The following is a 12,781-nucleotide window of genomic DNA, read 5'->3' on the forward strand; positions in this document are numbered from 1 at the left end:
GGCGGCAGCCAAGCCCCCCGGTTCAGCCGTCCGATTGGGCCACCGGTCCGGACGCGCGGGCGATGTAGACGGTCTGGGTGACCGTGTCGCCCAGATAGGGATTGTCGAAGATCACCGGCTCGGCCCGGGCCTCGGCGAAGACACCGGCGAGCCGGGCGGTGAAACCGGCGTCGGGCGGATCGTCGGACCACAGGCAGAACACCCCGCCCGGCTTCAGGTGCCGGCTCAGGGCGGCGAGGCCCTCGGCCGTGTAGAAACCGGCACTGCCCTGGTCGAGCAGGAAGTCCGGCGCGTGGTCGATATCGACCAGGATGGCGTCCATCTTGCGGCCCGGCTGCTCGGGGTCGAACCCTGCCTCCGAGGCGGCCAGCGCGAAGAAATCCCCCTGCCGCAGGCGGCAGCGGGCGTCGCCGGTCAGCACGGAGCCCAAGGGCAGCATCCCGTCGCGGTGCCAGTCGATCACCGCGTCCAGCATGTCGACCACGATCAGCGAGGCGACGTGGGCGTGCTCCAGCACCGTCGCCGCCGTGTAGCCGAGGCCGAGCCCGCCGACCACCACGTCCGGCGCCGCCGTGCGGCAATCGGCGAGGCCCAGCCGCGCCAGGGCGACCTCCGAGGCGGTGAAATGGCTCGACATCAGGAAGGCGTCGCCGAGCTTGATCTCCAGCACCTCCTGGCCGAGCCGCAGGTCGTGGCGGCGGCGCAGGCTCAGCGCGCCGATCGGCGTCACGCGGTAGTCCAGCTCTTCGAAGATCGGGTTCATACGGCTTCCTACCATGACGGCGCCGTCGGCGCGACGACTGGACCCGGCCGCGGCCGGCCCTAGGTTCGGTGACCGGGACCGGCGGCTATTCGAGAGAGGACATCATGACCCGCAGTGCGACCGCCCTGCTCACGATCTGTTTCCTGGCCGCGTTGGCGCTCCCCACCGTGGCGCGGGCCGGCGCCGAGGGCTGGGAGGCGATGCGCCGACCCGGGGCGATCGCCCTGATGCGCCACGCCTATGCGCCCGGAACCGGCGATCCGGACAACTTCACCCTTGGCGACTGCTCGACCCAGCGCACCCTGAACGACGAGGGTCGCGCCCAGGCCCGCCGGATCGGCGAGGCGTTCCGACGCAACGGGATCGAGGTGGACGCGGTGCTGACCAGCCAATGGTGCCGGTCGGCGGAGACGGCCGAGCTGCTCGGCCTGGGGACGCCGGAGCCGATGCCGTCGCTGAACTCGTTCTTCGATGCCCGGCAGCGCCGCGCGGAGCAGACCGAGGCGACCCTTGCCTTCCTGCGCAGCCGTCCGGAGGACCACCGCCTGGTCCTGGTCACCCATCAGGTGAACATCACCGCGCTCACCGGTCGCGGAACCGCGTCGGGCGAGTTCGTCGTCATCGACCTGACCCCAACTGGCGAGGTCGAGGTTCTCGGCGAGGTCCTGGTCGGCCGGTGAGCGTGGAACCGCGCCGCAGAGGTCCCGGCCTGCTGGGCGTGCGCGGCCGATACGGTCTTCTTGATGGGAGGCGTGCGATCCGACACTCTGCCCCGAACAAGAACGAGGATCGGGGAGAGGTCGATGACGGGGACGCTGGGGCGTGCGGTGCTGGTCGGATTGATCGGCCGGGGCACGGCGCTGTCGCGGACACCGAGGATGCACGAGGCCGAGGGCGCCCGCCAGGGACTGCGCTACGTCTATCACCGCATCGATCCGGCCGAGATGGCCGCGACCCCGACCTTTGAGGACATGCTGCGGGCGGCCGAGATCTGCGGCTATGCCGGGGTGAACGTCACCCATCCCTATAAGCAGGAGGCGGTGGCGTTCCTCGACGACATGACCGAGGAGGCCAGGGCGGTCGGCGCGGTGAACACCATCGTCCTGAAGGACGGACGGCGGATCGGCCACAACACCGACCTGTGGGGCTTCGCCGAGAGCTTCCGGCGGTCCATGGGCGGCGAGCGGAAGGATCGCGTGGTGCTGATCGGCGCCGGCGGCGCCGGCTCGGCGGTGGCCAACGCGTTGCTCGACTGCGGGGTCGGAACCCTGCTGGTCGCCGATACCAATCGGGGCGGGGCCGAAAAGCTGGTCGCCGCATTGGAAGGCCGCTTCGGCAGCGGCCGGGCTGCGGTGGCGCCAGGCGCGGAGGCCGTTGCCGGCGAGGTGGACGGCATCGTCAACGCCACGCCGGTCGGGATGGCCGACCACCCGGGCACCCCGCTGCCGGTCGCCCTGCTGGAGGCGCGGCATTGGGTGGTGGACATCATCTACTTCCCCATGGAGACCGAGTTCGTGCGCGCCGCCAAGGCGGCCGGCTGCCGGGTGGCCACCGGGGCCGGCATGGCGCTATTCCAGGCGGTGAAGGCGTTCGAGCTGTTCTGCGGCCTGCCGGCGGACCCGGACGCCATGCGCGTCACCTTCGACAGTTTCGGGCCGGGATAAGGAGAATTCGGGTGAAGACGTCTATCGCGACCGTCTCGATCAGCGGCGATTTCCAGGAGAAGCTGAGCTCCATCGCCGCCGCCGGCTATGACGGGCTGGAGATCTTCGAGAACGATTTCCTGGCCTATGACGGCGGCCCGAAGGAAGTCGGCCAGATGATCCGCGACGCCGGGCTGGAGATCACCCTGTTCCAGCCGTTCCGCGATTTCGAGGGCATGGCCGAACCGCACCGGGCGCGCGCCTTCGACCGGGCCGAACGGAAATTCGACGTGATGCAGGAGCTCGGCACCGACCTCATGCTGATCTGCTCCAACACCTCCCAGGCCGCACTCGGCGGCATCGACCGGGCGGCGGACGACCTGGCCGAGCTGGGCGAGCGGGCGGCCAAACGGGGCCTGCGCGTCGGATACGAGGCGCTGGCCTGGGGCCGGCACGTCAACGACCACCGCGATGCCTGGGAGATCGTGCGCCGGGTCGATCATCCGAGCGTCGGGCTGATCCTGGACAGCTTCCACACCCTGGCGCGCAAGACCGACGTGGACACCATCCGATCGATCCCGAAGGACAAGATCTTCATCGTCCAGCTCGCCGACGCACCGCTGATCGACATGGACCTGCTGTATTGGAGCCGGCATTTCCGCACCATGCCGGGGCAGGGCGACCTGGACGTGACCGGCTTCATGCGGGCGGTGGCCGCGACCGGCTATGACGGCGTGCTGTCGCTGGAGATCTTCAACGACCAGTTCCGCGGCGGCTCGCCCAAGTCGATCTCGATCGACGGCCGCCGCTCGCTGCTGAACCTGATGGACGCGGTCGCCCGCAGCGAGCCGGAAATCGCGCTCACGCCGCCGGCGATGCCCGCGCCGATCTCGGTGTCGGGGATCGAGTTCGTCGAGTTCACCGCCGACGAGCGCGAGGCGGGCGAGTTGACCGGCCTGTTCCGCAGCCTCGGCTTCTCCCGCGCCGGCCGCCATGTCGCCAAGGACGTGGAGGTCTGGCGCCAGGGCGGCATCAACCTGGTGATCAACACCGAGAAGGAGGGTTTCGCCCATTCCGCCTACCTGATGCATGGCACCTCGGTCTGCGATATCGGCCTGAAGGTGGAGGACGCCACGGCCACCGTGGCCCGCGCGCGCGCCCTGCTGGCCGACCTGTTCGAGCAGCCGACCGGGCCGGGTGAGCTGAAGATCCCGGCCATCCGCGGCGTCGGCGGCGGGGTGATGCATTTCATCGACGACAAGACCGAACTCTCCCGGGTCTGGGAGATCGAGTTCAAGCCGGTGGCCGACGACGCGGACGCCGCCGGGGCCGGCCTGACCCGCATCGACCATCTGGCCCAGACCATGAACTACGAGGAGATGCTGACCTGGACGCTGTTCTACACGGCGATCTTCGACACCGCGAAGATGCCCATGGTCGATGTGATCGACCCGGCCGGGGTGGTGCGCAGTCAGGCGATCGAGAGCCCGGACGCAGCATTGCGCCTCACCCTGAACGGGGCGGAGAACAAGCGGACCCTGGCCGGCCGTTTCGTGTCGGAGAGCTTCGGCTCCTCGGTGCAGCACATCGCTTTCCAGACCGAGGATCTCCTGGCCACCGCCGGGGCGCTGGTGGGCAACGGGTTCACCGCGCTGGAGATCCCGGCGAACTACTACGGCGACGTGGAGGCGCGGTTCGGGTTGGATCCGGCGTTTGTCGCCACCCTGCGCGCCCATAACATCCTCTACGACCGCGACGAGCACGGCGAATTCTTCCAGCTCTACAGCCGGCTCTATGGCGACGGCTTCTTCTTCGAGGTGGTCGAGCGCCGCGGCGGCTATCGCGGCTACGGCGCCGCCAATGCGCCGTTCCGGACCGCCGCCCAGCAGCGGCTCGTGCGCCCGAAGGGAATGCCCAGGGAATAGGAACGGCAGGCGGTTGGACCGTCGGGCGGTTCGGCGTTGGATCTACGCCGGCGTGGCGATCGGGCGCATGGAGAAGGTCCAAACCACCCGCCGGAGCGTCCCCATGACCACCCGCATCAACAACCTGGGTCAGCCGATCGGCTGGGCCGTTGCCGACTGGACGCCCTGTGAGCGCCCGCCGCGCACCCCCATGGAGGGCGGCACCGTACGGCTGGAACCGCTCGACCCGGCGAAGCATGGCGACGATCTGTGGGCGGCCTTCGCTGCCGACGAGAGCGGGCGGATGTGGACCTATCTGCCGGTCGGTCCCTACGCGGAGCGTGCCGCGTTCGATGCGGCGCTCGCCGCCAACGCCAAGAGCGCGGACCCGCTGTTCTTCACGGTGATCGATCTGGCATCCGGCAAGGCGGTGGGTTTCTGCACCTATCTGCGGATCGATCCGGGCAACGGGGTGATCGAGGTCGGCTTCATCACCTTCTCGCCGCTGATGCAGCGCAGCACGGGCTCCACCGAGGCGATGTATCTGATGATGGCCCGGGTGTTCGACGAGTTGGGATACCGGCGCTACGAGTGGAAATGCGACACCCTCAACGCGCCGTCGAAGGCGGCGGCGGCCCGGCTCGGCTTCACCTATGAGGGGCTGTTCCGCCAGGCGGTGATGTACAAGGGCCGCAACCGCGACACCGCCTGGTTCTCGATCCTCGACAGCGAATGGCCGGGCATCAGGGCAGGGTTCCAGGCCTGGCTGGAGCCGGCGAATTTCGATGGGGACGGCCGGCAGAAGCGCGCGCTGGCGTCGATGATCGCGGAGCGGCGGGGGTAATCAAAATAACCCCGTCATCCCGACGAATCCCCGGATCAAGTCCGGGATCTCCCGGGATGACGAACAATACCCTTTCATCATCGCGGACCCGATCCGGGCCTGAGCGCCGGCCAATCGGTCCTACCGACCAAAAAAATCCCGGGCAGCGCAAGCCGGCCCGGGATCCAAACCTCTTAACGGCGCGTGCCGCCGTTACGGCAGTTCGCTGATCGACTCGAGCTGCTGCTCCGGCGGGACCTTGGTGCCGCCGGCCTTCTCGATGGCGGCGTCGAGGTCGCGCTGGGTGCACAGGCCCAGGAACACCGGATGGCGCGCCTGGATGTTCTGCGAGTTCCAGTGGGTGCGCTCGCGGACCTTGTTGATCGTGTCCTTGGTGGTGCCGACCAGCTTGGCGATCTGCGAATCCTTCAGCTCCTCGTGGTGCTTCAGGAGCCAGGCGATGGCGTCCGGCTTGTCGCCGCGCTTGGCGACCGGCACGTATTTCGGGCCCTTGGTGCGCTCGACCGGCTTCGGCAACGTCGACTTGGCCATCATCAGACGGGTCTTCGGGTCCTTCTCACACCGTTCGATCTCGGTGCGCGTGAGCTGGCCGTTCAGCACCGGGTCGAATCCCTGGATCCCGGCGCTTACCTCGCCGTCGGCAATCGCCTGAACCTCCAGGGCGTGCAACTCGCAGAAGGCGGCGATCTGCTCGAAGGTCAGGGCGGTGTTGTCGATGAGCCAGACGGCGGTCGCCTTGGGCATCAGCGGCTGCGTCATGATAGTCTCTCCCTTGCCGTCGGGTTCTTCCCGCGTGAGCAGGCTGCATGGAATTGGTTGTTGCGGATTTGGGACGTTATATAGAGACCGCCGCGTGACAAGCAAACGCATTGTGACGCTGTTCGCTTAAAGGAGGTGGCAATGGTTGATCTGGAGGAGCTGGAGCCGGGTAAGCGTCCGAAGAAGCCTCGGGACCTGTCCACCTGGAATATTGAAGACTTGGAAGATTACATCCAGGCAATGCAGGCGGAGATTATTCGCGCTCAGGAAACGATCGACCGGAAAAAGGGTGTCGCCGACGCGGCCAACGCGCTGTTCAAATCGTGACCCGGATGTCGAATGCAGGACAACTTTGGGTGATGTGAGTTCCACCACATCATCGTGCTTGACGGACGGACCCCCCCTCGCTAGCGTCTGGGACGAACAAGTTGGGCAGGGAGCTCACAGCGTAGAAATCGGGCGGGGCCGCGCATGCGCGGCCCCGTAACCGTATCTGGATCCCGCGACACCCATTTCGGGACACTCGAGCAGGACGTCAACCGTCTCCTTCGGCTAGACTGCCTCGACACGGCAATCACCACTACCGACCATGTCGGATATGGAAAAATTCCAAATCGGGGACTAATGCGATGAGTTCCGACGGTAACGTTTTCGGATTCGACACGCTGAGCCTGCATGCCGGGCAGCAGCCGGACCCGACCACAGGCGCCCGCGCGGTGCCGATCTACCAGACAACCTCCTACGTCTTCAAAGACGTCGACCACGCCGCGTCGCTGTTCAACCTGGAGCGCGCCGGTCACATCTATTCGCGTATCTCCAACCCCACCGTGGCGGTGCTGGAGGAGCGGGTGGCGGCGCTGGAGGGCGGTGTCGGCGCGGTGGCGACGGCGAGCGGCCACGCGGCCCTGTTCCTGGCGATCAGCACCCTGATGGGCCAGGGCGGACATATCGTCTCCTCTTCCGCCCTGTACGGCGGCAGCCACAACCTGTTCAGCCACACCCTGCCGCGCTTCGGGATCGAGACCACCAAGGTCCATCCCCGCGACCTAGACGGCTTCCGCAAGGCGATCAGGCCGGAGACCCGGCTGATCTTCGGCGAGACCATCGGCAATCCGGGGCTGGAGGTGATGGACATCGCCGCGATGGCGCAGATCGCCCATGACGCGGGCGTGCCGCTGATGGTCGACAGCACCTTCGCCACGCCGCATCTGTGCCGGCCGATCGACCATGGCGCCGATCTGGTGATGCACTCGGCCACCAAATGGCTCGGCGGCCACGGCGTGGCCCTGGGTGGGGTGCTGGTCGACGGCGGCACCTTCGACTGGCAGGCGTCCGGCAAGTTCCCGACCCTGACCGAGCCCTATGCCGGCTATCACGGCCTGAACTTCGCCGAAGAATACGGGCCCCAGGCGCTGCTGATGCGCGCTCGGGCTGAGGGCCTGCGCGATTTCGGCGCCTGCCTGAGCCCGGCCAACGCCTTCCACATCCTGCAGGGCATCGAGACCCTGCCGCTGCGCATGGACCGGCACGTGGCCAATGCCCGTGCCGTCGTCGCCTTCCTGAAGGGGGCGGAGGAGGTCGAGTGGGTGGCCTATCCGGAGCTGGAGGATCATCCCGACCACGCGGTGGCGGCGAAACTGCTGCCCAAGGGGGCGGGCTCGATGATCGCCTTCGGCATCAAGGGCGGACGCGAGGCGGGACGGGTGTTCATCGAATCCCTGCGCCTGTGGTCGCATCTGGCCAATGTGGGCGACGCCAAGTCCCTGGTCCTGCATCCGGCCAGCACCACCCACCAGCAGCTCGACGCCGAGACCATGAAGGCCGCGGGCCTGAGCGAGGATCTGGTGCGTCTGTCGGTCGGCCTTGAGGATCCCAAGGACATCGTCGACGACCTGAAGCAGGCCCTGCGCGCGGCCGCCCGCGCCACCCAACCGAAAACCCCCGTCAAACTCGCTGGAGCCGCCGGCGCATGAAGCTGACTGTCGAGGGGATCGAGGCCTTCGCCGCCACCGGCGGACGCCCGTTCGATCCCGCACGCCCCGCCCTGGTCTTCGTCCATGGCGCCGGGATGGACCACACGGTCTGGACCCTGCAGACCCGCTACTTCGCCCATCACGGCTGGTCGGTGCTGGCCCTCGACCTGCCGGGCCATAGCGGCAGCGCCGGCCCGGCCCTGGAGGATGTGCCGGCGATGGCCGCCTGGGTGCGCAAGGCGGTATCGGCGGCGGGGGCGACGAAGTTCGCCGTCGCCGGTCATTCGCTGGGCGCGCTGATTGCGCTGGAGGCGGCATCCCGGGCGGGCGAGGACGCGCTGGCGCTGATGATGCTCGGGGCGGCGGCGGCGATGCCGGTGAACCCGGCCCTGCAGGGCGCCGCCGACAAGGGCGAGCACAGCGCCGTGGAGGCGATGATCGGCTGGGGTTTCGGTCGTCCGGCGCAGATCGGCGGCAACCGCGCGCCGGGCGCGTGGATGCCGGGGGCCGGGTTGCGGACGCTGGAGCGCGGCCTGAAGGGGCCGCTCGGCATCGACCTGAAGGCCTCCAACGGCTATGCGGGTGCCGTCGAGGCGGCCGGCAAGGTGGCCTGCCCGGTGCTGATCGTCGCCGGCGACGACGACCGCATGACCCCGCTGAAGGGGGCGAAGGCGCTGGCCGGTTCCTTTGCCGACGCCCGGCTCGCGGTGCTGCCGGCGACGGGTCATATGATGTCGATCGAGCGGCCGGACGAGACCCTCGACGCCCTGCGCGACTTTCTCAAAGGGATCGCGGCATGAGCGGCGAGCCGGAACTCAGCCGGGCCGACTACCGGCATTTCCTGGAGATCCCGACCCGCTGGATGGACAACGACGTCTACGGGCACGTGAACAATGTCGAGTACTACTCGTATTTCGACACGGTGGTGAACCAGTACCTGATCGAGAACGGCGGCCTCGACTATCTGAACGGCGAGACGGTCGGGTTCGTGGTGGAGACCCGCTGCGCCTACAAGCGGCCGATCGCCTTCCCCGACGTGGTGGAGGCCGGCATCCGCGTGGCGCGGATCGGCACCTCGTCGGTGACCTACGAGGTCGGGCTGTTCAAGAAGGGCCAGGAGGCGATCTGCGCGTTCGGGCATTTCGTGCATGTCTATGTCGACCGCGCCACCAACAAATCCGCCCCGATCCCGGAGCGGGCCCGCGCGGCGATGGAAGCGATCAAGGCGGGGTAGGCTCGGGCGCCGATCCGATTTCCAGATCCACCCAGGCATGCCGGTGGCCGGTATAGACCTGCTTTGCCGGCGCCGGAAATGCCGGGTCGGCGAAGGCCCCGACGGCAATGGCGACCATGCCCGGCTTGATCATTGGGTACCAGAACACGCTCGACCCGCAGGTCGGGCAAAAGTGAAAGGTGATGTCCTCGCCGCTGTCGCCGGTCCGGCGGTACGTGGTCGTGGCGCCGGCGGTGGCGACCGCGGCCTCGGGATAGAACGCGGCCACACCGAACGGACCGCCGGTGCGCTTCTGGCATTCCAGGCAGTGACAGAGCGCGACCAGCACCGGTTCGCCGGCACAGGCAACCGACAGCGACCCGCAGGCGCAGGATGCGGTGCGTGTCGCCGGGGCTGAAGCGGGTGCGTCCGAACTCATCGTCGTTTCGGCCTCACATCATGTCGCGCGGGATGGTCTGGGCGAAGGTCTTGTCGAAGATCCGCTCGCCGTTCTCGAAGGCCTCCACCCGGGCCTCGACCCTCCAGTCCTCCGCCGTGCAGGACAGGGCGCAGGTGCTGACTGTCTTCGCCTCCAGATCGTCGCGGCGGGTTATGCAGACGCGCTCGACCCGGCCGGCGGCGGATAGCGGGTCGCCGTCGCGGATCGACCAGACCTCGTCCCGGGTCTCGCCGGTCACCAGCCCATTCTCGGGATGGCGGGTCAGGCCGGTATCCTCTGAGATCCGGTACTCGGTCGCCCCTGTCGTCAGGTTGCGCCGGACTTCCCGCTCCGCATGGCCCGGTGCCAGGGCCTCATAGCGCGGCAGCGGATCCTCGGTCTCCGGTTCCGCCAGCTCGATCCGGTCGTGCGCGCCCAGCAGCGGCAGGGCGAGGCGCAGGGACGCCGGCTCCAGGGTCAGGGTCGCGTCATAGGGCGGCGGCAGGATCGTCGGCCAGTAGGCGGTCGACAGGGCAAGCCGCAGCCGGTGCCCCGGCGCCAGGCGATAGCCGCAGGCGTCCAGGGTCAGGGTGATCCCGGTCGCCTTGTCCGGCGTCAGCGGCTCCGGGTGCTCGTTGCCGCCGCGATGGGCGAGGTTCAGGACGCCGAAGGCGATCCGGGTCGCCGTGCCGTCGGGATGCAGATCCACCAGCCGGGCGCAGAGATTGGCCAGCGGCGCGTCGCTCGACAGGGTGACGGAGACCGCCGCCCGGCCAAGCAGCACGATCTCCTCTTCCAGCACCGCCGTATCGAACACCAGCGAGCCCATGTCGTCGCCGCGCTGGTCGCCGGCCATCTCGGCATCCGGCTTCAGCGTGAACCACTCGCCCGCGGCCGTGCCGGTGTCGAGGGGCGAGCGCAGGGTCAGCGCAGGCGCGTCGGCGGCGGGCGTGTCGCTCAGGCGGCCGTCGGCACCGATGCCGAGCACCCGTGTCTCGGGCGTGCTCCAGTCCTGCTTCGCCACCCAGAAGCCGGGATCGCGGTCGCGCCAGCGCGCCGGCTTCGGGTCGTCGAGGATGAAGGCCCGCATCTGCGGTACCGCCTCCGCGCCGTTCGGCTCGTCCCGCAGCCAGCGGTTCCACCAGCGGATCGCCTCGCCGTGGAAATCGGCGCGCGGCTTCGGCCAGGCAAAATGCGGATACTTGTGGATCCACGGCCCGACCAGCGCCTTGGCACTGTCCGGCATCCCCTCCACCGCCTTGAACGGGGTGGTGCGGTAGCCGTCGGCCCAACCGGCGATCATCAGGGCGGGGACCGGGAAGCCGGCGAAATCCTCGCCGATGGAGCCGTGCTTCCAGAACGCGTCGCGGCGCTGGTGCGCCAGCCACTCCTCCAGCATGAACGGCTCGCCCTCCAGCCGCTCCAGCCACATCGCCCGCCAGTCCTCGCCGACGATCTCCGGGTCGGGCGAACGGGACTGGTAGGCCAGCATGGTCGCCGCCCAGGAGAGCTGGGCCGACAGGTGGCAGCCGTCCTTGTAGTGGATGTCGTCGTTGTAGCGGTCGACCGAGGAGGCGATGGAGATCACCGCCTTCAGCGCCGGCGGCTTCAGCGCGGCCACCTGCAGGCAGTTGAAGCCGCCCCAGGAGATGCCCATCATCCCGACGCTGCCGTTCGACCAGCGCTGGGCGACGATCCAGTCGATCACCTCGCAGGCGTCGGAGAGCTCTCGCTCGGTGTATTCGCCGTCGATCACCCCTTCGGACTCCCCCGAGCCCCGGATATCGACGCGCACCCCTGCGATCCCGGCGGCGGCGAAGACCGGATAGGTGGACTCGTCGCGCGGTGCGGTGCCGTTGCGCTTGCGGTAGGGCAGGACTTCCAGAACAGCGGGGACCGGATCGGCCTCGGTCCCGTCGGGCAGCCAGATCCGGGCGGCCACGCGGGTGCCGTCCTTCAGGACGATCCACTCGTTCTCGTGAACCTCGAACGCGCGCTCCGTCATCGGGTCTCCCCTCTCACTCTGCGGTCTCAGTCGGCCGTCGTTTCAGTCGGCCGTTTGGGCCCACTCGATCAGGTCGACCATGAAGTCGACGCACTGCGCCATCTGGTCGATGGGAATGTATTCGTCGGCCTTGTGGGCGACGTCGATGCTGCCCGGGCCGAAGATCACCGCCGGCATCCCGGCCTGCTGGAACGCGCCGGCCTCGGTGCCGAAGGAGACGACGCTGGACTGGTTCAGCCCGGTGAGCTGGCGCACCAGGGTCTCGGCGGCGGAATGCTCGTCCGGCTGCAGCCCGATCACATCGACGACCTTCTGGTGCTCGAAGCCGCAATGGGGAGCGACCGCCTTCATCGCCGGCTCCAACTCGTGGCGGCAATAGGTACGGATCCGCTCCTCGTATACATCGGCATCGTCCGAGGGCAGCACCCGCATGCCCCAGGTGATGTCGCAGATTTCCGGGATGATGTTGTGGGCGGTGCCGCCCCCGATCACGCCGACGCTCATCGTGGTGTGCGGCGGGTCGAACTCGGTCTCCTCGTGCGGGCCGGCGGCGATCTCCTGGCCGAGATCGTCGATGAAGGCGATCATCCGGCTGGCGGCGATGATGGCGTTGGCGCCATTGCGCGGATCGCTGGAATGGCCCGGCACGCCGGTCACCCGGGTCTTGTAGATCCGCGTGCCCTTGTTGCCGCCGATCAGCTTCATCCCGGTCGGCTCGCCGACGATGACGGCGCGCGGCAGCGGCAGGTTGGCCACCACGTCGGCGATGATGTGCTGCACGCCGAAGCAGCCGACCTCCTCGTCGAAGGAGAAGGCGAAATGGATCGGCACCTTCAGGTCGGCGGCCGCCATCTCCGGGGCGAGCGACAGGGCGATGGCGATGAAGCCCTTCATGTCGCAGGCGCCGCGACCGTAGAGCCTGTCGCCCTTGCGGGTCAGGGTGAACGGGTCGGAGGTCCAGTCCTGGCCGTCGACCGGGACGACATCGGTATGACCGGAGAGCACGACGCCGCCCGTCTCCTGCGGGCCGATGGTGCACCACAGGTTCGCCTTGGCGCCGTCATGGTCGTAGGTCAGGCGCGCGGCGATGCCGAGATCCGCCAGATAGGCCTTCACGTCCTCGATCAGCGCCAGGTTGGAGTTCCGGGAAGTGGTGTCGAACGCGATCAGGCGTTCGGTCATGGCGATGGCGCGGTCTAGACGCTCGGACGAGGAAGGCATGCGGGGTCCTTGTGGTG

The 12,781-nt window shown here is 68.4% G+C and carries 13 protein-coding genes; 8 read left to right on the top strand and 5 right to left on the bottom strand.

Annotated elements, in window-relative coordinates:
- Positions 1-22 precede the first annotated feature (22 nt).
- Complete coding sequence (locus BLS34_RS13875) at positions 23-763, bottom strand: spermine/spermidine synthase domain-containing protein (RefSeq protein WP_093151148.1); 741 nt, start codon at positions 761-763, stop codon at positions 23-25.
- Positions 764-867: 104 nt separating this feature from the next.
- Here BLS34_RS13875 and BLS34_RS13880 point away from each other — a divergent pair, with 104 nt between their 5' ends.
- From BLS34_RS13880 to BLS34_RS13895, 4 genes are all read left to right on the top strand, one after another.
- Positions 868-1,443 carry a histidine phosphatase family protein gene (locus tag BLS34_RS13880; RefSeq protein WP_051244151.1) on the top strand — a complete coding sequence of 192 codons (576 nt, stop codon included), beginning with the start codon at positions 868-870 and terminating at the stop codon, positions 1,441-1,443.
- A 123-nt stretch (positions 1,444-1,566) separates the two neighbouring features.
- Complete coding sequence (locus BLS34_RS13885; protein ID WP_093151151.1) at positions 1,567-2,427, top strand: shikimate dehydrogenase; 861 nt, start codon at positions 1,567-1,569, stop codon at positions 2,425-2,427.
- Positions 2,428-2,438: 11 nt separating this feature from the next.
- Positions 2,439-4,331 (top strand): bifunctional sugar phosphate isomerase/epimerase/4-hydroxyphenylpyruvate dioxygenase family protein, encoded by a 1,893-nt coding sequence (locus BLS34_RS13890; RefSeq protein ID WP_093151154.1) that lies wholly within the window; start codon positions 2,439-2,441, stop codon positions 4,329-4,331.
- A 103-nt stretch (positions 4,332-4,434) separates the two neighbouring features.
- The gene (locus BLS34_RS13895; protein WP_093151155.1) at positions 4,435-5,154 is read left to right on the top strand and encodes a GNAT family N-acetyltransferase; all 720 of its coding nucleotides are present in this window, start codon (positions 4,435-4,437) and stop codon (positions 5,152-5,154) included.
- A 192-nt stretch (positions 5,155-5,346) separates the two neighbouring features.
- Here the strand turns inward: BLS34_RS13895 and BLS34_RS13900 are convergent, their stop codons facing one another.
- Complete coding sequence (locus tag BLS34_RS13900; protein WP_028793537.1) at positions 5,347-5,913, bottom strand: DUF1013 domain-containing protein; 567 nt, start codon at positions 5,911-5,913, stop codon at positions 5,347-5,349.
- A gap of 141 nt (positions 5,914-6,054) precedes the next feature.
- Here BLS34_RS13900 and BLS34_RS13905 point away from each other — a divergent pair, with 141 nt between their 5' ends.
- From BLS34_RS13905 to BLS34_RS13920, 4 genes are all read left to right on the top strand, one after another.
- Entirely contained in the window at positions 6,055-6,240 is a 186-nt protein-coding gene (locus tag BLS34_RS13905; RefSeq protein ID WP_038013746.1) for a DUF1192 domain-containing protein, read from the top strand.
- Between the two features lie 302 nt (positions 6,241-6,542).
- Positions 6,543-7,886, top strand: a complete 1,344-nt coding sequence (locus BLS34_RS13910; protein WP_051244155.1) for an O-acetylhomoserine aminocarboxypropyltransferase — start codon at positions 6,543-6,545, stop codon at positions 7,884-7,886.
- A complete protein-coding gene (locus tag BLS34_RS13915; protein ID WP_093151156.1) occupies positions 7,883-8,686 on the top strand; it encodes an alpha/beta fold hydrolase in 804 nt (267 codons plus the stop codon). Before BLS34_RS13910 ends, BLS34_RS13915 begins: the two co-directional genes overlap by 4 nt.
- Positions 8,683-9,120: an acyl-CoA thioesterase gene (locus tag BLS34_RS13920; RefSeq protein WP_093151159.1), complete on the top strand. Its 438-nt coding sequence runs from the start codon at positions 8,683-8,685 to the stop codon at positions 9,118-9,120. Before BLS34_RS13915 ends, BLS34_RS13920 begins: the two co-directional genes overlap by 4 nt.
- On the opposite strand, the gene BLS34_RS13925 is transcribed toward BLS34_RS13920, so the two are convergent.
- Genes BLS34_RS13925 through argE form a run of 3 tightly spaced genes read right to left on the bottom strand, consistent with a single transcriptional unit; the run spans position 9,107 to position 12,764 of the window.
- Positions 9,107-9,538, bottom strand: a complete 432-nt coding sequence (locus BLS34_RS13925; protein WP_093151161.1) for a GFA family protein — start codon at positions 9,536-9,538, stop codon at positions 9,107-9,109. The genes BLS34_RS13920 and BLS34_RS13925 overlap by 14 nt on opposite strands.
- Positions 9,539-9,551: 13 nt before the next feature.
- Positions 9,552-11,543 carry a CocE/NonD family hydrolase gene (locus tag BLS34_RS13930; protein WP_093151164.1) on the bottom strand — a complete coding sequence of 664 codons (1,992 nt, stop codon included), beginning with the start codon at positions 11,541-11,543 and terminating at the stop codon, positions 9,552-9,554.
- Positions 11,544-11,585: 42 nt separating this feature from the next.
- Positions 11,586-12,764, bottom strand: a complete 1,179-nt coding sequence (gene argE, locus BLS34_RS13935) for an acetylornithine deacetylase (protein ID WP_093151166.1) — start codon at positions 12,762-12,764, stop codon at positions 11,586-11,588.
- Positions 12,765-12,781: the final 17 nt, after the last annotated feature.

Source organism: Thalassobaculum litoreum DSM 18839, assembly GCF_900102465.1.
Classification (GTDB): Bacteria; Pseudomonadota; Alphaproteobacteria; order Thalassobaculales; family Thalassobaculaceae; genus Thalassobaculum; species Thalassobaculum litoreum.

Excerpts from the sequence above, each read along its gene's own strand:
- BLS34_RS13880 (WP_051244151.1), top strand. The coding sequence starts at position 868 with ATGACCCGCAGTGCGACCGCCCTGCTCACGATCTGTTTCCTGGCCGCG.
- BLS34_RS13875 (WP_093151148.1), bottom strand. The coding sequence starts at position 763 with ATGAACCCGATCTTCGAAGAGCTGGACTACCGCGTGACGCCGATCGGC.
- BLS34_RS13920 (WP_093151159.1), top strand. The coding sequence starts at position 8,683 with ATGAGCGGCGAGCCGGAACTCAGCCGGGCCGACTACCGGCATTTCCTG.
- BLS34_RS13925 (WP_093151161.1), bottom strand. The coding sequence starts at position 9,538 with ATGAGTTCGGACGCACCCGCTTCAGCCCCGGCGACACGCACCGCATCC.
- BLS34_RS13885 (WP_093151151.1), top strand. The coding sequence starts at position 1,567 with ATGACGGGGACGCTGGGGCGTGCGGTGCTGGTCGGATTGATCGGCCGG.
- BLS34_RS13895 (WP_093151155.1), top strand. The coding sequence starts at position 4,435 with ATGACCACCCGCATCAACAACCTGGGTCAGCCGATCGGCTGGGCCGTT.
- BLS34_RS13900 (WP_028793537.1), bottom strand. The coding sequence starts at position 5,913 with ATGACGCAGCCGCTGATGCCCAAGGCGACCGCCGTCTGGCTCATCGAC.
- BLS34_RS13905 (WP_038013746.1), top strand. The coding sequence starts at position 6,055 with ATGGTTGATCTGGAGGAGCTGGAGCCGGGTAAGCGTCCGAAGAAGCCT.
- BLS34_RS13930 (WP_093151164.1), bottom strand. The coding sequence starts at position 11,543 with ATGACGGAGCGCGCGTTCGAGGTTCACGAGAACGAGTGGATCGTCCTG.
- BLS34_RS13910 (WP_051244155.1), top strand. The coding sequence starts at position 6,543 with ATGAGTTCCGACGGTAACGTTTTCGGATTCGACACGCTGAGCCTGCAT.
- argE (WP_093151166.1), bottom strand. The coding sequence starts at position 12,764 with ATGCCTTCCTCGTCCGAGCGTCTAGACCGCGCCATCGCCATGACCGAA.
- BLS34_RS13915 (WP_093151156.1), top strand. The coding sequence starts at position 7,883 with ATGAAGCTGACTGTCGAGGGGATCGAGGCCTTCGCCGCCACCGGCGGA.